The sequence below is a fragment of the Roseovarius ramblicola genome (assembly GCF_042430665.1).
GTDB lineage: Bacteria > Pseudomonadota > Alphaproteobacteria > Rhodobacterales > Rhodobacteraceae > Roseovarius > Roseovarius ramblicola.
Genome location: NZ_JBHMEC010000010.1, coordinates 108,466 through 127,907, shown reverse-complemented (window position 1 = coordinate 127,907; position 19,442 = coordinate 108,466). Strand labels below are relative to the sequence as shown.

Here is a 19,442-nt window from a genome sequence, read left to right as displayed (position 1 = left end):
GTGGGGGCAGCGCCCCCACGGGATGCGATGACCGAATATGCCCCGCTCGATCTGCCCGACGACCCCAAGCTGACCCATAACATCACCCATTTCGCGCGGGCGCTGCGGGCGTCGGGGCTGCCCATCGGGCCGGGGCGGGTGATCGACGCGGTGCGCGCGGTGGCCGCCGCCGGGTTCAGCAGCCGCGAGGATTTCTTTTACACGCTGCGCGCGTGCCTCGTGACGCGGCCCGAGCATCTGGCGGTCTTTGCGCAGGTGTTTCGCCTCTACTGGCGCGATCCGCGCTATGTGGAGCACATGATGGCGATGATGCTGCCCGCCATCCGGGGCGTGCAGGAGGATCGCAGCGCGCAGGCCGCCGAGAAGCGCGCGGCGGAGGCGCTGCTTGACGGTGTGGCGCGCGACGCGCCCGAGATCGAGGAGCACGAGGGCGACGAGGTGCAGATCGACATCGACGCCTCGGCCACGATGTCGGGCGAGGAGCGGCTGCGCAAACTCGATTTCGAGCAGATGAGCAATGCGGAAATGGCCGAGGCCAAGCGCATGCTGGCGCGGCTCAGGCTGCCGGTCAAACCCTTCGCCTCGCGCCGGGGCATGGCGAGCCCGCAGGGCGCGCGGCTCGACATGCGGCGCAGCTTGCGCGGGGCGCTGCGCCACGGTGGCGAGATGCGGCGCATTCACCGCAAGAAACCGCGCGAGCGCTGGCCCAATCTGGTGGTGCTTTGCGATATCTCCGGCTCGATGAGCCAATATAGCCGGATGGTCCTGCATTTTCTCCATGCTGTCGCCAATCAGAAGGGGGCGGGCTGGGCGCGGGTGCATGCCTTTACCTTTGGCACGCAACTGACCAATATCACCCGGCAACTGGCGACGCGGGATGTGGATGCGGCGCTTGCCGCCGCCGGCAAACAGGCGCAGGATTGGGAGGGTGGCACGCGCATCGGCGCGTCGCTACACGCGTTCAACCGCGACTGGTCGCGCCGGGTGATGGGGCAGGGCGCGGTGGTCCTGCTGATCACCGACGGTCTGGACCGCGACGCGCCTGAGGCGCTGAGCCACGAGATGGAACGCCTGCACCTGTCGTCGCGGCGGCTTATCTGGCTCAACCCGCTGCTGCGGTGGGAGGGGTTTGCGCCCAAGGCGCAAGGCATCCGCGCGATGCTGCCGCATGTGGACGCGTTTCGCGCGGGCCATTCCATCGCCACGCTGGAGGATCTGGCCGAGGCGATCTCGCGCCGCGACGACGATGGCGAAAAGGCGCGGCTGATGGCGGCGTTGCAGGGGGGATGAAGATGGACCGCTTCGACGACATACCCGAGACCGCGCTCGCGTGGCACCGGGCGGGCAAGCGGGCGGCGCTGGCCACGGTGGTCGAGACCTGGGGCAGCGCGCCGCGCCGGGTGGGCAGTCAACTGGCGGTTTCCGGCGAGGGCGAGATCGCGGGCTCGGTCTCGGGCGGTTGTGTCGAGGGGGCGGTGGTCGCCGAGGCGCTCGACGCCATTGAGGAGGGCCGTCCGGTGATGCTGGAATATGGCGTCAGCGACGGCGATGCCTTTGCCGTGGGCCTCGCCTGTGGCGGCACGATCCGGGTGCTGGTGGAGCCGGTGGGATCGGTCATGCCCGAGGATCTGCTGGCGGATCTGGTGCTGGCGCGGGAGGCGCGCGTGCCGGTGGCCTATGTGACCGGGCCGACGGGCCGCAGGCTGGAGCGAGATGGACATGAGGGCCGCTTTCGGATGGACCGTTCGGGGTTCGAGGAGGATGGCGAGACCTTCGTGGCCATCCACAACCCGCCGCTGCGCCTGATCGTGGTGGGGGCGGTGCATATCGCGCAAGCCCTCGTGCCGATGGCCCGGATCGCGGGCTATGATCCGATCCTGATCGACCCGCGTGAAAGCTTTGCCTCGGAGGCGCGGTTTCCCGGCGAGACGGTGTTGCAGGACTGGCCCGACGAGGGGCTGCGGGCCCTGGGCCTCGATCTGCGCACGGGGCTTGTGCTGCTGACGCATGATCCCAAGCTGGACGATGCCGCACTGACCGAGGCGCTGCGCTCGCAGGTGTTCTATATCGGTGCGTTGGGGTCCACCCGGACGCATGCCAGGCGGGTGGAACGGCTGACCGGGGCCGGGTTTTCCGAGGCGGAAATCGGGCGCATTCACGGGCCCATCGGCCTTGATATCGGGGCGGCGGGGCCGTCGGAGATCGCGGTGAGCATCCTGGCCGAGATGACCCGTGTGCTGAGGAAAGGCGCATGAAATTCGGACCCGTGCCGCTGGCCGGGGCGGAGGGCGCGATTCTGGCACATTCCGAGCGTGTGGCGACGGGGCGGTTGCGCAAGGGAGCTGTGCTGGGGCCGGACGAGATCGCGGCGCTGGCAGAGGCGGGCTATGACTGCGTGACGGTCGCGCGGCTGGAGGCGGGGGATCTGCATGAGGATGCCGCGGCGCAAGCCCTGGCCCGCGCGCTTCATGACGGGGCGGCCGGGGTCGGGTTGGGCCAGCCCTTCACCGGCAGGGTGAACCTGACGGCGGAGCGGCCCGGCGTGGTCTGCCTCGACGCGGCTGCGATCAACGCCGCCAATGCGGTGCATCCGATGATCACCGTGGCCACCGTGCCCGACCACCACCAGATCCGCGCGGGCGGCATGATCGCGACGATCAAGATCATCGCCTATGGTGTGCCGGGCGTGGCGGTGGAGGCCGCAGCAGAGGCCGCGCGCGGCGCGGTGCGGCTGGCCACGGCGTGCTTTGCCACGGTCAGCCTGATCGTGACCGATGTGCCCGGCGGGCCGGGGACCAAGGGCGTGGAGGCGATCACGGCGCGGGTCGCGGGCCTTGGCATGGAGATGGCCGGGACGGTGACGTGCCCCCATGAAGAGGAGGCGCTGGCGCAGGCCATTGCCGAGGCGGAGGGCGAGATCGTGCTGATCCTCACCGCCTCGGCCACGTCGGACCCCTATGATACCGCCCCGCAGGCGCTGCGCCTTGCCGGCGGTCAGGTGGAGCGGTTCGGCATGCCGGTCGATCCGGGCAATATGCTGTTTCTGGGCGATTTACATGGTCGTCCGGTGATCGGCCTGCCGGGCTCGGCGCGCAGTCCGGTGCTGCACGGGGCCGACTGGGTGCTGGCGCGGGTGGCCTGCGGGCTGCCCTGCGGTGCCGCCGAGATCGCGGCGATGGGCGTGGGCGGGCTGCTCAAGGAAATCCCGACGCGCCCGCAGCCGCGGCGCGGCCCGCGTGGCTGAGGCACAAGAAACCGGGTTCTCAAGCGGCGGGAGGCATGCTTTAGTCGCAGTGGACAGTCAGACATACGCGACTAGTGACTGAGTGGAAGCGACATATAATCGAACCGGGAGGAGCCAATGCCAGAGGTCAAGATGACCGTGAACGGCAAGCCAGCGTCGGGCCAGATCGAGGGCCGCACGCTTCTTGTCGATTTCCTGAGAGAGACCCTGAACCTGACGGGCACCCATGTGGGCTGTGATACCAGCCAGTGCGGGGCCTGCGTGGTACATGTGGATGGCAAGGCGGTGAAAGCCTGCACCATGTTCGCCGCCGAGGCCGAGGGCATGGAGGTGAAGACCATCGAGGGGATGGCCGAGCCCGACGGCACCATGCATCCCGTCCAGGCCGCGTTCCAGGATCATCACGGGTTGCAATGCGGGTTCTGCACGCCGGGCATGGTGATGTCGGCGGCGGCGCTTCTGGCCGAGAACCCGACGCCCACGGAGGCGGAGGTGCGCGACTATCTCGAGGGCAATATCTGCCGCTGCACCGGCTATCACAACATCGTGAAGGCGATCATGGCGGCGAGCGGTCAGGATGTGAGCCGGGTCGCGGCGGAGTAAGCGGACAAGAGGGGGCGCTGCCCCCGCGCCTGTGGCGCTGCCCCGGAGTATTTCGGGAAAGATGAACGCGCGGCGGGTGTGTTGGGGGAGACCCCGGACGATTCAGGGAGGTCAAGACATGCCAAAGGACGGAGGCATCGGTGCCAGCAGCAAGCGGCGCGAGGACGTGCGGTTTCTGACCGGCACGGGCAATTATACCGACGACATCAACCTGCGCGGGCAGGGCTATGTGCATTTCCTGCGCTCGGACGTGGCGCATGGGCGGCTGATATCGGTCGATACCAGTGCCGCCGAGGCCATGCCCGGCGTGCTCCGGGTATTCACCGGCAAGGATTTCGAAGGCATCGGCGGGCTGCCCTGCGGCTGGCAGGTGACCGACCGGCACGGCGAGGTGATGCAGGAGCCGGGGCATCCGGTGCTGGCGCAGGGCAAGGTGCGCCATGTCGGCGATCCGATTGCCGCCGTGGTGGCCGAAACCCGCGAACAGGCGCGCGATGCCGCCGAGGCGATCGAGCTCGATATCGAGGAACTGCCCGCCGTCGTGGACATGAAGGCGGCGCTGGAGGATGGCGCGCCGAAGGTGCATGACGATCTGACCTCGAACCTCTGCTATGACTGGGGGTTCGTCGAGGAAAACAAGGCGGCGGTGGACGAGGCGTTCGAGACCGCCGCGCATGTCACGTCGCTGGAACTGGTCAATAACCGGCTGGTTGCCAACCCGATGGAGCCGCGTGTCGCCGTGGGCGACTTCAATCGCTCGACCGGCGATCACACGCTTTATACCACGAGCCAGAACCCGCATGTGATCCGGCTGCTGATGGGCGCCTTTGTGCTGGGCATCCCCGAGCACAAGCTGCGCGTGGTGGCCCCGGATGTGGGTGGCGGCTTCGGTTCCAAGATCTTTCATTATGCCGAAGAGGCGTTCTGCACCTTCGCCGCCAAGGCGCTCAATCGCCCGGTGAAATGGACCTGCTCGCGCTCCGAGGCGTTCATGACCGATGCGCATGGCCGCGACCACGTGACCAGGATCGAATTGGCGCTGGACAAGGAGAACAATTTCACCGCGCTGCGTACCGACACGCATGCCAATATGGGCGCGTATCTGAGCACCTTTGCGCCCTCGGTGCCGACCTGGCTGCATGGCACGCTGATGGCCGGGAACTACAAGACGCCGCTGATATACGTGAACGTCAAGGCGGTCTTTACCAACACCGTGCCGGTCGATGCCTATCGCGGTGCGGGGCGGCCCGAGGCCACGTTCCAGCTCGAGCGCGTGATCGACAAGGCGGCGCGCGAGTTGGGGGTCGATCCGATCGCTCTGCGTCGGCAAAACTTCATCACCGAGTTTCCCTATGCCACGCCGGTGGCGGTGGAATATGACACTGGCGACTATCACGCCACGATGGACAAGCTGGAAGAGATCGCGGATTTCAAGGGTTTTGCCGCGCGCCGCAAGGAGAGCGAGGCCAAGGGCCGCCTGCGCGGTCTGGGCATCAACTGCTATATCGAAGCCTGCGGCATCGCGCCGTCGCACCTTGTCGGGCAGTTGGGGGCGCGCGCGGGCCTCTATGAGAGCGCGACGGTGCGGGTAAATGCCACCGGCGGCCTCGTGGTGATGACCGGCTCGCATTCCCACGGGCAGGGGCACGAGACGTCCTTTGCGCAGGTGGTGGCCGAGATGATCGGCATCGACGCCGATCAGGTCGAGATCGTGCATGGCGACACCGCCAACACACCGATGGGCATGGGCACCTACGGCTCGCGCTCCATCGCCGTGGGCGGCTCTGCCATGGTGCGCGCGACCGAGAAGATCATCAACAAGGCGCGCAAGATCGCGGCCCATCTGATGGAGGCGAGCGAGGCCGATATCGAGCTCAAGGACGGGCAGTTCAGCGTCGCGGGCACGGACAAGTCGGTGGCCTGGGGTGATGTCACGCTGGCCGCCTACGTGCCGCATAACTATCCGCTGGAAGATATCGAGCCGGGGCTGGAGGAGACGGCGTTCTATGATCCGGCCAACTTCACCTACCCGGCGGGGGCCTATGCCTGCGAGGTGGAGGTCGATCCCGACACCGGCCGCGTCACCATCGAGCGGTTTGCCGCCGCCGACGATTTCGGCAATGTCATCAACCCGATGATCGTCTCGGGGCAGGTGCATGGCGGGATCGGTCAGGGCATCGGGCAGGCGCTGCTGGAAGGCTGTGCCTATGACGAGAACGGCCAGCTTCTGACCGGCAGCTACATGGATTACGCCATGCCGCGTGCCGATGATGTGCCGTTCTACCAGGTCGATCATTCCTGCCAGACGCCCTGCACGCACAATCCCCTGGGCGTCAAGGGCTGCGGCGAGGCGGGGGCCATCGGTAGCCCGCCCTCGGTTGTGAACGCGGTGATCGACGCGCTGCAAAGCGCGGGCAAGGATGTCACCCATATCGACATGCCGCTGTCGCCCTCGCGGGTGTGGCAGGCGATGCAGGGCTGAGGGAGGACAAGGACATGTATGCATTCGAGATAAACCGGCCCAAGACGCTGGCCGATGCGGTCACCGCGCTGGGGGCGGAGGAGGCGCAGGCGCTGGGCGGCGGCCAGACGCTCATCCCCGCGCTCAAGGCACGGCTGGCGGCGCCCGCGCGGCTTGTGGCGCTGTCGGGGGTGGCCGAGATCAGGGGCATCTGCACCGCCGACGACGGCGCGCTGTGCATTGGCGGGGGCACCACCCATGCTGACGTGGCCGCAGGCGCGGGGGCCTACCCGGCGCTGGCCGCGCTCGCCGCCAATATCGGCGATCCGGCGGTGCGCAACCGCGGCACCATCGGCGGCAGCCTCGCCAACAACGACCCCTCCGCCTGCTACCCGGCGGCGGTGCTGGGCTCGGGGGCGACGGTGGTGACCACAAACCGGCAGATCGCGGCGGATGATTTCTTCGAGGGGATGTTCACCACCACGCTCGAAGATGGCGAGATCATCACCGAGGTGCGCTTTCCGGTGCCGGAGAAGGCGGCCTACCAGAAGTTCGAGCAGCCCGCCTCGCGCTTTGCGCTGGTGGGGGTGTTCGTGGCGAAATACGCCGATGGCGTGCGCGTGGCGGTCACCGGCGCGTCGGAGGACGGCGTGTTCCGCTGGTCCGAGGCCGAGGCGGCGCTGTCGTCGGATTTCTCCGCTGGTGCCGTGGAGGGGCTGAGCCTGTCGGGCGACGGCATGATCTCCGACCTGCACGGCTCGGGCGATTACCGCGCGCATCTGGCGGGCGTGATGACGCGCCGGGCGGTGGCGGCGGCGGGCTGAGCCCGGCCGCCGATCGCGGAGAGGGCCGCGCCGGGGTGCCGGGCGCGGCCCTTTCGGTGCCTACCTTGCTGTCGGCTCCAGCACCGTCACCCCGACCGCAGCGGCGCGCGCCAGCCCTGCGTCGAGCGACATCGGGATGTATTCGCCGCGCCGCCAGAGCTGGGCGAGATCGTCGTAATGGCGGCTGAGGAAATGGCCGGACTGACCGGTGGAGGTGATGAACACGCTGCTGTCGGGATCGGCGAAATCGTAGACGCCGCGATAGCCCGCCCCGTGGACGTTGTGAAACGGGTCCGGCCCCGCGCCGCCCCGCGTGCGCCCGCGCATCAGCGTGTTGTCACCGCCCGAGGTGGACTGGCGGATGTTGACGAAATAGCGCAAGAGCGGCACCTCGCCCAGCACCTGGTGGTCCTGCGTGGCCTGGTGGGCGTCGCCCCAGCGCAGGCTTTCGAGCGAGCGGCCGTAGCGCTCGGATATCCAGATCAGCGCGTCGTCGAGGGCCATGCGCGCGATGTCGGTGCAGGTCTCGCGCGCGGCGGATTGGCGGATGTCGCACCATTCCGAGGCGCCGTCCACGTCGCGGAACACCCGCTCGATGAACACCGGCTCGGGGTGGTCGAATTTGCGCGCCAGCGGCCCGAGATCGTCCTCGATCAGCCGCGCCATCAGCGCCCGCACCCACGCGGCATAGATCAGCGGCTCGGGCAGGTGCTCGTTCATCTCGCCGTTCCAGTCGGCGAGCAGTTCCAGCGCGCGCTGGCGCAGGCGCTCGGGTGTGCCCTCGGGGGCCGCCTCGCCGGTAAACCACAGATCCGCCCCGATGAGCGGCAGCAGCGAGCGCGCGGTAAAGCTCACCGTGTCGAGCTGCGCCTCGATGAAGCTGTCGCGCGTGTGCACCTCGCGCCGCTGCATGAGCTGACGCCAGCGATGGATGCGCTGCGTGTCGCCCCAGTGATGGCTGACATGCATGGGAAAGGGGCGGTCCACGATCTTGTTGTTGGTGTTGCCGAGGATGCCGCCCGTGGGATCGACGAACTCGGGATTGGCGGTGGCGGGCAGCATCCCCTGCCACCGGTTCTCGGGGATCCAGCCGCGCGAGGGCATGCGGCCTTCGCTTTCGTGGCGGGCGTGGCGGCGTGGCATGGCCCCAATGAGCCGCAGCGCGATGCCGGACTCGTCGGCGAGGGTGAGGTTCTGCGCGGGCGCGACGAAGAGTTGGGTGCTCTCCAGCGCCTCCTCGACCGACCCCGCGCGCATCAGCCGCATGGCGGCGGTCATTGTCGTGTCCTCGCGCGATAGCGCCGTCCACCCCACGGCGGCGACATGCCCTTGCGGCGTCACTTCGCCGAGGTCGTAGTGGCTGCCGGGCAGGACCGGGCCGTTGCCGGTCCAGCGCAGCGTGAGGGTGACGGGATCTGCATCCTTGACCTCGACGATCGAGCGCACGGTGCGGAACGGTTTCCAGCCCTCGGGCGTCAGGTACTGGTTCGGGTCATCAGGGTTGAGCCGCTCGATGAACACGTCCTGATCGTCGAGATAGGACGAGGTCAGCCCCCAGCCCAGCCGCGCGTTGCGCCCGGTGAGGATTGCGGGGATGCCGGGGATGGTGCCGCCGATCACCCCGCCGGTTTCCAGCTCCAGCCGCGCGAGATACCAGATGCCCGGCGCGGAAAAGCCCAGGTGCGGGTCATTCGCCAGCAAGGTGCCGCCCGAGGCCGCGCGCCCGGGCGCGGCGGCCCAGGCATTGGACGCCCCGGCGAAGGCGCGCGCCTTGAAGGGCGAGAGCGGGTGGCCTGTGGGGCCCGCGTCCCCGGCGCTGGCAAATTGCGCGCCGGGGAACAGCGCGGCATAATCCGGCAGCGCCGCGATTCCGCCGCCAGGCGCGTCGGGCAGGATATCGGCGAGACGCGTCTCGTTGTCGAGAGCGAGCGAGGTGCGGGCGCGCAGAACTTCCTCGCCCAGATGCCCCGACAACTGCACCGCCATCAGCTTGATCAGCGCGATGGAATCGGCGGGCTGCCAGGGGGCGACGGGGGCGTTGAACAGGAACTGCTCGGGCGCGCCGCGCCCCAGCGCCTCGCGGTTGATTTCCGTGAGCCGCGCGTTGACCCCGTCGGAATAGGCCTTGAGCGCGGCCAGCGTCGCGGCATCCTGCGCGGCGACCGAGGCGCGCGCGAGGTTATAGAGGTCAAACCGGCGCAGCGTGGTGTCGATCCTGACGGTGCGGGCCCCGAACACCTCCGACAGCCGCCCCTGCGCGGTGCGGCGCATCATCGTCATCTGCCAGAGCCGGTCCTGGGCATGGGCATAGCCGAGGCCGAAGAAGGTGTCGGCGTCGCTCGCCCCGAAGACATGCGGCACGTTGGCATTGTCGCGGACGATCTCGACCGGGGCGGACAGCCCCTCGACCGTGAGCCGCTTGTCGTAATCCGGCAGCGACCGCGCGAGCAGAACGTAGGCGATCAGCACCGCCACCAACGCCAGCGCCGCCAGCCCGCCCGCGGCCCGCAACAGCCATTTCAGGATCACCCGCATGGGCGGCACCTTTCCGAGTTTGGGCTTGCATCCCCGCCGGGGATAGTCAGAAATCCGGGGCGAGACAATGGCAACGCGACAGGACAGGAGGAGAGAGATATGGCCAGACTGGCATTTCTGGGACTGGGCGTCATGGGCTATCCGATGGCAGGGCACCTGTCGGCGGCGGGGCACGACGTCTGCGTCTACAACCGCACCGCGTCGAAGGCCGAAAAATGGGTGGCGCAGCATGGCGGGCGGTCCGCGCCCACCCCGCGCGAAGCGGCGCAGGGGGCCGGGTTCGTGATGGCCTGCGTCGGCAATGATGACGATCTGCGCAGTGTGTGCCTGGGCGAGGACGGCGCCTTCGCCGGCATGGACACGGGCGCGATATTCGTCGATCACACCACCGTGTCCGCCAAGGTGACCCGCGAGCTTTACGAGGCCGCGCAGGCGGGCGGTTTTGGCTTCGTCGATGCGCCGGTTTCCGGCGGGCAGGCGGGGGCCGAGAACGGGCAGCTCTCGATCATGTGCGGCGGCGACGAAGGCGCGTATGCCGCCGCCGAGCCGGTGATGCAGGTCTATGCCAAGCTCTGCCGCCGCATCGGCGAGAGCGGTGCCGGCCAGATGACCAAGATGGCCAATCAGATCGCCATCGCGGGGCTGGTGCAGGGGCTCTCGGAGGCGCTGCACTTTGCCGAGTCCGCCGGGCTTGACGGGCGCGCGGTGGTCGAGGTGATCAGCCAGGGCGCGGCCGGATCGTGGCAGATGTCGAACCGCTACGAGACCATGCTCGATGACAAGTGGAACCATGGCTTCGCGGTGGACTGGATGCGCAAGGATCTGGGCATCTGCCTCGACACCGCCGACGAGGTGGGGGCCAGCCTGCCGGTCACCGCGCTGGTCGATCAGTTCTACAAGGACGTGCAGAAGATGGGCGGCGGGCGCTGGGACACATCCAGCCTGCTCGCGCGTCTGCGCAAGTTGGGCTGAGACCCGGCCGCGGTCAGGCGATCCCCCGGTCGCCTGACAGCCATTTGCGCGTGTCGATGAGGTCGAAAACCAGCGACACCGCATCGACCGCCAGCAGGATCAGCAGGTAGGCGCGATAGGGCGCGGCGATGTCCTGCGCCAGCAGCCAGAGGATCAGCGCCAGCATCGGCGTCCAGATCAGGGCATGCGGCAGGGCCATCGCCTTGGAGAATCCGCGCTCGGCAAGCATCAGGACGCCGTTCACCAGCATCGCCCCCACCGCCATCGCCGCGAGCCATCCGCCCGCGGGCTGCGCCACGTAACCCAGCGACGCGGCGTTCACCGGCACGAGGATCACCGACACCCAAAGCTGCACCCAGAGCGGCAGTCGGCGGTAGCTGTGCCATATCTCGCGGATCATGAGCGCCTCCTCATGGTTTCTGCTTGGTAAAAATACTCAAGGCGCGCCGCCGGAGCCAGCGCCTACGCCGCGCGGGGGCGCATCGCCAGCCAGATGAGCGCGCCGCCCGCCAGCGTCAGGAATGGCACCATCGCCACGTTGACGGCGGTCCAGCCCGCCTCGGGTGTGCCGCCGGAGCAATTCATCAGCCCGCCCGACGCGAGCGAGGCGAAGGTCACGCCGCCGAACACGATCAGGTCGTTCATTCCCTGCACGCGGCCCCGCTCATGCGGTTCGTGCTCGCCCGCGAGCATGGCCGTGGCCCCGATGAAGCCGAAATTCCACCCCAGTCCCAGCAGGACCAGCGCGACGAAGAAATTCTCGAGTCCCACCCCCGAGAGCGCCACCACCCCTGCCCCCGCGAGGATGACGAGGCCCGTCGCCACGATCCGTTCGACCCCGAATCGCGCGATCAGGTGGCCGGTAAAGAACGACGGGATATACATCGCCAGCACATGCGCCGATACGATGTCGGCGGCGTCGCCGGGGGTAAAGCCGCAGCCCACCACGGCAAGCGGTGTCGAGGTCATCACCAGGTTCATCAGCGAATAGGCCACCGTCGCGCAGATCACCGCCACGGCGATGCGGGGGGTGCGCAGCAGCTCAATCCGCGAGCGCCCGCGCGGCGCGTCATGGGCCGGGACCGGCGGCCGGGGGATGTCGAGCAGGAAGAACAGCAGACACCCCAGCAGGTTGACCGCGATCACCGCGAAATAGGTGCCGAGAAAGGGGATCACCATGCTCATGGAGGTGAGCTTGACGAGTTGCGGCCCGACGATGGCGCTCAGGAGACCGCCGGCCATCACGTAGGAGATCGCCTTGGGGCGGAACGCGTCGCTTGCCGTGTCGGAGGCGGCGAAGCGGTAGAAGCCCTGCGCAGACATGTAGGTGCCGGTGAGGAAACTGCCCAGCAGGAACACCGGGAACGAGGCGGTATAGAGCCCCCACGCGCCGACCGCGCCTCCCATCGCGCCGAAGAGTGCACCGAGCAAGAAGCCCGGGCGCCGCCCGAAACGCTGCATCACATGCGCCATCGGCGTGGCCGAGAGCATCGAGCCCAGCACGATGAGCGAGATGGGCAGCGTCGCGAAACAGGGGTTGGACGCGAGCGACTGCCCGGCCAGGCCCCCCACCACGAAGATCATCGGCAATTGCGCGCCAAGCACCGCTTGCGCACCGACCAGCACCATCACGTTGCGGCGGGCACGGCTGTCGTCTCGGGAGAGGGCGGCGTCGGTCATGCACGCAGTGCTAGACCCGCCGGGGGACGGGCGCAAGAGGGGGTGCGCTCAGCCCTGCTGCGGGCGCACGTGGTGGAAATCGCCGCTGAGATAGGTGAGCGGCTTTTCCCCCGCCACCGCCAGCGCGCGGACCGCGCCGATGCAGATGGCGTGGGTGTTGTGCAGCACGTGTTCGGTCAGCGTGCAGGAAAAACTCGTGGCGCGTGGCAACAGCGGACCGTGCGGCCCGGCGGTGACATCGAGGTCGTGGAACCGGTCGGCGGGGTTGTCGGGCGAAGGCCCGGCAAAGGCGCGGGCGACGTCCGCCGCGTCCTCGGGCAGGACGTTGACGCAGAAGGCGCGGTTTTCCAGCACCGTCTGCGCGATCCGGCTATCGGCGCGCAGGCACACCAGCACCGAGGGCGGATCGGCCGAGAGCGAGGTGAAGGCACTGACGGTGGCGCCCGCGCGCCCTGCCGCGCCGTCGGTGGTGACCACGGTGACGGTTGCCGCGACCTGTCGCATGGCGGCAAGGAAAGCCTCGCGTTCCACGATGGCACCGGTCACTGTCACGAGGCTCTCCCTGTCGCGTGTCGGGAATGGGTAGCGGTGAAACATGGCCCGGTAAAGGCCCTGTCGCGTCGCCGTCAGGTAGCGCGGGCCCGTGCGCTTGCCAAGTGGCGGAGCGGCACACCGGCAGAAATTGTCGCGCGGCGGAGGCGATGCCCCCGCCGCGCGCGGTCCCGTCCCGGGAGGCGGGCGGTCGCTATTGCGTGATGATCTCCGGCCCCATGAAGGTGTTGGGCAGGAATGTCGATATCCACGGAATATAGGTGACCATGATCAGGAACACGAAGAGCACGGCGAGGAAGGGCAGCGCGGCGCGCACCACCGCCATCATCGGCATCCCCGCCACGCCCGAGGTGACGAAGAGATTGAGCCCCACCGGCGGCGTGATCATCCCGATCTCCATGTTCACCACCATGATGATACCGAGGTGAATGGGGTCGATCCCCAGCTCGATGGCGATCGGAAAGACCAGGGGTGCCACGATCACCAGCAAGCCGCTCGGCTCCATGAACTGTCCGCCGATCAGAAGGATCACGTTGACCACGACGAGGAACATCACCGGCCCGAACCCTGCCGAGAGCATGGCGCTGGCGATGGATTGCGGGATCTGCTCGTCGGTCAGCACGTGCTTGAGGATCAGCGCGTTGGCGATGACGAACAGCAGCATCACCGTCAGCTTGCCCGCCTCGAAGAGCGTGCGCCGCGTGTCGGCGTGAAAGAACGCGGTCACCAGCGCCTGCGGTTTGCGCAGCAGCGACGTGTTGCGCGCGTCGCCGCCGGTGGCCAATGGCCCCATGTCCTTGTAGACGAAGCAGGCGATGAAGAAGGCGTAGACGGCGGCCACCGCCGCGGCCTCGGTCGGCGTGAAGATGCCGCCATAGATGCCGCCCAGGATGATGACGATCAGGAACAATCCCCAGGCCGCGTCGCGCCCCGAGGCAAATATCTCGGCCCAGCCCTGCCACTCGCCCTTGGGCATGTTGCGCAGGCGCGCCATGATATAGATCGTCGTCATCAGCATCCCGCCGGCCACAAGGCCCGGGATGACGCCCGCGAGGAACATCCGCCCCACCGACACGTCGACGGCCGCGGCATAGACCACCATCACGATCGAGGGTGGGATGAGGATGCCGAGCGTGCCCGCGTTGGCGATCACCCCGGCGGCGAAATCGCGGGTATAGCCCACCTGACGCATCCCCGCGATGACGATCGAGCCGATGGCCACCACCGTCGCGGGCGACGAGCCCGACAGCGCGGCGAACAACATGCAGGCGAACACGCCCGCGATGGCAAGCCCGCCATGCAGGTGGCCGACACAGGCGATGGAGAAACGGATGATCCGTTGCGCCACGCCCCCCGTCGTCATGAAGCTCGAGGCCAGCACGAAGAACGGGATCGCAAGCAGCGTGAAATGCCCCTCGAACGCGGAAAAAAGGGTCTGCGCAACCGAGGCGAGCGAGGAATCGGAGAACCACAGCAGGAACAGTGTCGAGCTGAGCCCCAGCGAGATGGCAATGGGCAGGCCGATCAGCAGCAGGCCGATCACCATGAAGAAGAGAAGTGCGACTTCCATCAGTCCTGTCCCCCGTGTTGCGCGCGGACGGTCTCGAGATCATCCTCGACCTCGTGGCTGGCAACCAGCCGGTCACTGTGGCCCTGCCAGATGGCGACCGCCGCCTGCGCGAAGCGCAGCGTCAGCAGCAGCATCGACAACGGCAACACGACATACGGGACGGCGCGCGGGATTTTCTCGTAGCTTTCGCCGTAATTGAGCATGTCCTCGAGAAAGCGCAGCGGCGCGATCATGGGGATGTCCTGAACCTCGTACCAGCCCTGTCCGCGCGCGCCCCAGTCGAGCCCGGTGGGGAACACGCGCCCGGTGGTGGGCGGCAATTCGGCAAACACCGACCAGTAATCCCACGCCCCCTTGAGCAGCAGCAGCGAGAATATCAGGCACAGGGACACCGAGACGAGCGCGAGCATACGGCGCACCGGCGCCGAGACGAGGTTTATCACCACGTCCACCCCGAGATGGGCGTTTTTCTTGACCGCGTAGGATGCGCCGAGAAGGACCAGCCAGCCGAACATGAACACGGTCAGTTCCAGCGCCCATAGGATATTCGAGTTGAACAGGTAGCGTGCGACGACATTGGCGAAGGTCACCATCGTCATCAGGCCGAGAAGGGCGGCGATCAGCGTCTCCTCGAGCCGGTCCATCATGCTGTGACGGGTCTGCATTTTCCCCTCCTCCCCGGGAGTGCTTGCAAAAAGGGCGGGCCAATCGCTGTCGGCCCGCCCCGGCAGGCTGCGCTCAGGCGCAGCATGCATGCTTACATGCTGGCGTTGATCGCCTGGGCCGCGTCGATGTTCTCCTCGCCGACATCACCCTTGAACTGTTCCCAGACCGGCTTCATCGTCTCGACCCACTTGGCGCGCTGCTCGGTCGTGAGCTGCCGCACCTCGCCGCCGGCGTCGATGATCGCCTGCTTGGCCTCCTGATTGACCTTGGCGGACTCGCTGTTGCGCGTGGTCGTCACCTCGTCAAGGATCGTGAGGAACTGCTCGCGCACATCCGCATCAAGGCCGTTGAGCCAATCGATATTGGTCACCACAAGGTAGTCGATGATGCCGTGATTGGTCTCGGTGATGCCGTCCTGCACCTCGAAGAACTTCTTGCCGTAGATGTTGGACCAGGTGTTCTCCTGTCCGTCCACGACGCCCTGCTGCAGCGCGCCGTAGACCTCGGAAAAGGCCATCTTCTGCGGGCTGCCGCCGATCGCCTCCATCTGTGCCACGAGCACGTCCGAGGATTGCACGCGGAACTTGAGGCCCTCGGCATCCGACGGCTCGATCAGCGGCACGTTGGCCGACATCTGCTTCATGCCGTTGTGCCAGTAGGCCAGCCCCTGCAGGCCACGGCGCTGCATGGAATCGAGCAGCGCCTGACCGTTGTCAGATGCCTGGAACGCGTCCACGGCGTTGATGTCCTTGAACATGAAGGGAAGGTCGAAGAGGCGGAATTTCTTGGTGAACTTCTCGAATTTCGAGAGGCTCGGCGCAGCGAGTTGCACGTCGCCCTGAAGCATCGCCTCGAGCACCTTGTTGTCGTTGTACAGCGTGGAGTTGGGGAACACCTCCATGCACATGGTGCCGTCCATCTCCTCGTTCACGCGCTTTTCGAGCAGCGAGGCGGCGATGCCCTTGGGGTGCTTGTCGGTGTTGGTCACGTGGCTGAACTTGACGACGATCTCGCCGTCGTCGCAGGCGGCCATCGCGGTGGTCGCGCCCGCGGTCAGGGCCAGTGCCGACACGGCAGCGGTCAGGAATTTCATCTCGGGTCTCCTCCCATGAATTCGGTGGTCTTTCACAGCGCCGTTGCGGCGCGGTGCGCATATGGTGGGAGAAACGGAGGCGGCGCTCAAGGCTTTGTGCAGTTTCCGGGCGCGGTGCCCGTTTTTGTCGCGTGTTCAGATTGTTACGCCCGATAATTGCATGGCGGGCTTGCGCTTGCAGCATGGCTTGTGCGGGTTTCCGCACGGGATGACAGGCCATTGTGCGGATTCTCGCACAGTTGAGCCGGGCGGTCAGCGGCGGTAGTCCTCGGGGCGAATCCCGTAGCGCGCCAGCTTGTCGTAGAATGTCTTGCGCGGCAGCTTTAGCGCCTCTGCGGCCTGCGCCGCGCGGCCGTTCTGCCGCCCCAGCGCGGCGATCAGCAAGGAGCGCTCGACGCGTGCCAACTGTTCCGTGAGGCCCAGCTCGGCCACCGCGGCGCTGCTGTCGGGCATCCCCAGCACGAAACGCATCGCCGCAGACATGAGCGAGCGGGCATTGCCCGGCCAGTCCTGTGCCATCAGTGCGGCAAGGTGATCGGGGCCGATTTCCGGCACCGCGAGTCCCGCCTGCTCGGCGGCCTGTGCGACGTAGTGGCGGAACAGCACGGGGATATCCTCGGGCCGCTCCGACAGCGCCGGGATACGCACGCGCAGCACTTCGAGCCGGTAATAGAGATCGGCGTTGAACCGTCCCTCGGCTGCGGCCTGTGCCAGATCTGCGGTGCTGCCCGCGACGAGCCGCGCCTCGCCGCCGGGGTCGAGCCGGTCGAGAAGGGCGTATTGGCTCTCGGTGGGCAGCGTCATCACCTCGTCGAGAAACAGGGTGCCGCCCGCGGCCTGCGCCCAGGCGGTCCCGAGCGTGTCGGGGCCGAGCCCGGCCGCCGCGCGCTTGACGAACGGCCCGCCCGCGCCGGGCGACATGAGGTGGATGACCTCGGCCACCTTGGACACGCCCGCACCGGGCGGGCCGGTGACCAGCACCTCGGTGCCCGCGCGCGCCGCCTGTCGCACGGTGTGGCGCAGCGCCTCGGCCAGTTCGGAGGTGCCGAAGATCATCCGGGCCGCCGGGTCGCCCGTCTCGAGCTGCGCCTTGAGGCGGCGGTTCTCCAGCACGAGGCGGCGGGTGTTGAGCGCGCGGTCGATCACCGCGACGAGCTGATCCGGCGCGCACGGCTTTTCAAGAAAGTCGAAGGCGCCCGCACCCATCGCCTTGACGGCCATCGGGATGTCGCCCTCGCCGGTCAGCAGGATCACCGGCAGCTCGGGGTCGATCCCGTGAGCGTGGTCGAGCAGGTGAAACCCGTCGCGCCCCGGCATCCGGATATCCGACAGGATCACGCCGGGAAACCCGGTGGCGATATGGTCCTTGGCCTCGATGAAGGAACCGGTGACGCGCACCGTGCATTCGGCCAGCTCCAGCGTCTGCGCCAGCGCCTCGCGCACCGGGCGGTCGTCGTCCACCACCAGCACCTCGCGCGTCATGCCGCGTTCTCCGTCTCGTCGCGCCACGGGTCGAGCTCGATGATGAATTCCGCACCGCTCCCGGTGTTGGCCCCGGTGATGCGCCCGCCGAAGCTCTGGACAAGGCCGTAGGAGATCGACAGGCCCAGCCCCATGCCCTCGCCGCCCACGTCCTTGGTGGTGTAGAACGGGTCGAATATCTTGTCGGGCTCCTCGATGCCGGGGCCGGTGTCGCGCAGGCGCAGCCGTACGTGCGCACCATCCTCCAGCGAGATTGCGATGCGGCGTTCGGGGCTCTCGCGCATGGCGTCGGCGGCGTTGGTCATGAGGTTGACCAGCACCTGCCCCAGCCGCACTTCGCCGCCGTGGACGAAAACCGCCTGCGACGGGGGCGTCCAGTCGACGGCAATGTTGTCGCGGCGCAGCCGCTCGGTCGTCATTTCCAGCGCGGCCTCGACCACGGCGCAGATATCGACGCGGCCCATCGGTTCGTTTTCGTTGCGCACGAAGGCGCGCAGGTTGCGGATGATGCGGCTCATGCGGTGGGCCATCTCGTCGATACGCGCGAGGTTCTCGGCGGCGCGGTCGGGGGCGTCGCGGCGCATGAAGGCGGCGGCGTTGCTTGTGAACTGACGGATCGCCATGAGCGGCTGGTTGAGCTCATGGCTGATGCCCGCGCTCATCTTGCCCAGCGCGCTGAGCTTGCCGGCCTGCACCAGCTCGGCCTGTGCGTGGCGAAGGGCGGCCTCGGCCTCTTGCCGTTCGCCGATCTCGCGCTGGAGCTCGCGGTTGGTGCGGCTGAGCGTCTCGGTACGCTCGGCCACGCGGCGCTCGAGATCGGCATTGGCAGCGGCCAGCGCGCGGCGGCGCTCCTGCGCCAGCAGCAGCAGCATCCCGAAGAACAGAAACAAGCCCGCCACCGCACCTGCCTGAAGCGTGGCCAGGCGGCGGGCGGGGGCGGTATCGACGAGCGCCGCGCCGGTCATGCCGATGCGCGGCACGTCCTGCGCCACGCGCAGCGCCTGCCGCGGCAGGTAGCTGCCGAGGTCGATATGCCATATCTCGTGCGGTCCGCCCGCGGCTTGCTCCAGAGGGATGGGCGGGCCGCCCGGCGGGACGAGCTGCGACCGCGCCGATGCCTTGCGCCAACCCAGCAGCTCCGAGCGGTTGGACAGGAACACCGTGCCCGCGTCATCGACGAGGAACACCGCCGTACTCATGCCGCGCCAGCCGAATTCCATCCGCTCTGCCGCCGCGACCGAGATCACCGCGCCGGAGACGCGGCCATCGGGGCCGAAGGTCGGCGCGGCGAATTCGAACACCCGACCGCCAAGCGCGGGCGCGGTGGCGCGTGCGGTGCCGAGCGCGCCGTCCATCGCGCGCCCGAACACCGCCGTGCCGGTGAAGGTCCGGCCCGGCGCATCGGTACCCGCCAGCACGCGGCCCGAGGTGTCGGTGTAATAGAGAGCCGCCGCCCCGGTGCGGTCGGCGGCGGCGGTGAGCAGGCGCTCGGCGCGGGCGCGGGCGCGCGGCCCGGACGGCCCGGTAAGGGTGACCAGCGTCGGATGATCGGCCAGCGTCACCACCTGGTCGCGGTAGCGCTGAAGGTCGGCCACCAGCCCGCTCACCACCAGCGAAAGATCGGCCTCGCCGCGTTGAGCGAGATCGTCGAGCGCCTGCCGGTGGCCATAGTGCCAGACCGTCCCGGTGACCGCCGTCGATACCAGCAGGAACGGGATAACGAGAAGAAAACGGGGGGCGGAGCGCAGCATGGTGCACAG

General features: G+C 68.0%; 16 protein-coding genes. 7 read left to right on the top strand and 9 right to left on the bottom strand.

Annotation, left to right across the window (positions count from 1 at the left end; translation table 11 throughout):
- The first annotated feature begins 27 nt into the window (after window positions 1–27).
- From ACFFU4_RS06955 to ACFFU4_RS06930, 6 genes are all read left to right on the top strand, one after another.
- Window positions 28–1,290: a vWA domain-containing protein gene (locus tag ACFFU4_RS06955; protein ID WP_377068451.1), complete on the top strand. Its 1,263-nt coding sequence runs from the start codon at window positions 28–30 to the stop codon at window positions 1,288–1,290.
- 2 nt (window positions 1,291–1,292) lie between these two features.
- On the top strand, window positions 1,293–2,255 hold the full coding sequence (locus tag ACFFU4_RS06950) for an XdhC family protein (protein WP_377068449.1): 963 nt from the start codon (window positions 1,293–1,295) through the stop codon (window positions 2,253–2,255).
- Window positions 2,252–3,244 (top strand): molybdopterin-binding protein, encoded by a 993-nt coding sequence (locus ACFFU4_RS06945; protein WP_377068447.1) that lies wholly within the window; start codon window positions 2,252–2,254, stop codon window positions 3,242–3,244. The genes ACFFU4_RS06950 and ACFFU4_RS06945 overlap by 4 nt, the downstream gene beginning before the upstream one ends.
- 117 nt (window positions 3,245–3,361) lie before the next feature.
- The gene (locus tag ACFFU4_RS06940; RefSeq protein ID WP_377068445.1) at window positions 3,362–3,847 is read left to right on the top strand and encodes a (2Fe-2S)-binding protein; all 486 of its coding nucleotides are present in this window, start codon (window positions 3,362–3,364) and stop codon (window positions 3,845–3,847) included.
- Between the two features lie 118 nt (window positions 3,848–3,965).
- Window positions 3,966–6,329, top strand: coding sequence for a xanthine dehydrogenase family protein molybdopterin-binding subunit (locus ACFFU4_RS06935; RefSeq protein ID WP_377068443.1), 2,364 nt, complete (start codon window positions 3,966–3,968; stop codon window positions 6,327–6,329).
- Between the two features lie 14 nt (window positions 6,330–6,343).
- Window positions 6,344–7,132, top strand: coding sequence for an FAD binding domain-containing protein (locus ACFFU4_RS06930; RefSeq protein ID WP_377068441.1), 789 nt, complete (start codon window positions 6,344–6,346; stop codon window positions 7,130–7,132).
- Between the two features lie 60 nt (window positions 7,133–7,192).
- On the opposite strand, the gene ACFFU4_RS06925 is transcribed toward ACFFU4_RS06930, so the two are convergent.
- Window positions 7,193–9,667 carry a penicillin acylase family protein gene (locus ACFFU4_RS06925; RefSeq protein ID WP_377068439.1) on the bottom strand — a complete coding sequence of 825 codons (2,475 nt, stop codon included), beginning with the start codon at window positions 9,665–9,667 and terminating at the stop codon, window positions 7,193–7,195.
- Between the two features lie 99 nt (window positions 9,668–9,766).
- Between ACFFU4_RS06925 and ACFFU4_RS06920 the strand changes: the two genes are divergently transcribed.
- Window positions 9,767–10,639: an NAD(P)-dependent oxidoreductase gene (locus ACFFU4_RS06920; protein WP_377068437.1), complete on the top strand. Its 873-nt coding sequence runs from the start codon at window positions 9,767–9,769 to the stop codon at window positions 10,637–10,639.
- 13 nt (window positions 10,640–10,652) lie between these two features.
- On the opposite strand, the gene ACFFU4_RS06915 is transcribed toward ACFFU4_RS06920, so the two are convergent.
- The 8 genes from ACFFU4_RS06915 to ACFFU4_RS06880 form a co-directional block, all read right to left on the bottom strand.
- Window positions 10,653–11,039 (bottom strand): hypothetical protein, encoded by a 387-nt coding sequence (locus ACFFU4_RS06915; protein ID WP_377068435.1) that lies wholly within the window; start codon window positions 11,037–11,039, stop codon window positions 10,653–10,655.
- Window positions 11,040–11,101: 62 nt separating this feature from the next.
- Window positions 11,102–12,319, bottom strand: a complete 1,218-nt coding sequence (locus tag ACFFU4_RS06910) for an MFS transporter (protein ID WP_377068433.1) — start codon at window positions 12,317–12,319, stop codon at window positions 11,102–11,104.
- 48 nt (window positions 12,320–12,367) lie between these two features.
- Window positions 12,368–12,871 (bottom strand): flavin reductase family protein, encoded by a 504-nt coding sequence (locus ACFFU4_RS06905; RefSeq protein WP_377068431.1) that lies wholly within the window; start codon window positions 12,869–12,871, stop codon window positions 12,368–12,370.
- Between the two features lie 193 nt (window positions 12,872–13,064).
- Entirely contained in the window at window positions 13,065–14,441 is a 1,377-nt protein-coding gene (locus ACFFU4_RS06900) for a TRAP transporter large permease (RefSeq protein WP_377068429.1), read from the bottom strand.
- Window positions 14,441–15,106 carry a TRAP transporter small permease gene (locus tag ACFFU4_RS06895; RefSeq protein WP_377068427.1) on the bottom strand — a complete coding sequence of 222 codons (666 nt, stop codon included), beginning with the start codon at window positions 15,104–15,106 and terminating at the stop codon, window positions 14,441–14,443. Before ACFFU4_RS06895 ends, ACFFU4_RS06900 begins: the two co-directional genes overlap by 1 nt.
- A 92-nt stretch (window positions 15,107–15,198) precedes the next feature.
- Window positions 15,199–16,200, bottom strand: a complete 1,002-nt coding sequence (locus tag ACFFU4_RS06890) for a DctP family TRAP transporter solute-binding subunit (protein ID WP_377068425.1) — start codon at window positions 16,198–16,200, stop codon at window positions 15,199–15,201.
- A 252-nt stretch (window positions 16,201–16,452) separates the two neighbouring features.
- Window positions 16,453–17,682 carry a sigma-54-dependent transcriptional regulator gene (locus ACFFU4_RS06885; protein WP_377068423.1) on the bottom strand — a complete coding sequence of 410 codons (1,230 nt, stop codon included), beginning with the start codon at window positions 17,680–17,682 and terminating at the stop codon, window positions 16,453–16,455.
- Window positions 17,679–19,433, bottom strand: a complete 1,755-nt coding sequence (locus ACFFU4_RS06880) for a sensor histidine kinase (protein WP_377068421.1) — start codon at window positions 19,431–19,433, stop codon at window positions 17,679–17,681. The genes ACFFU4_RS06885 and ACFFU4_RS06880 overlap by 4 nt, the downstream gene beginning before the upstream one ends.
- Window positions 19,434–19,442 lie beyond the last annotated feature (9 nt).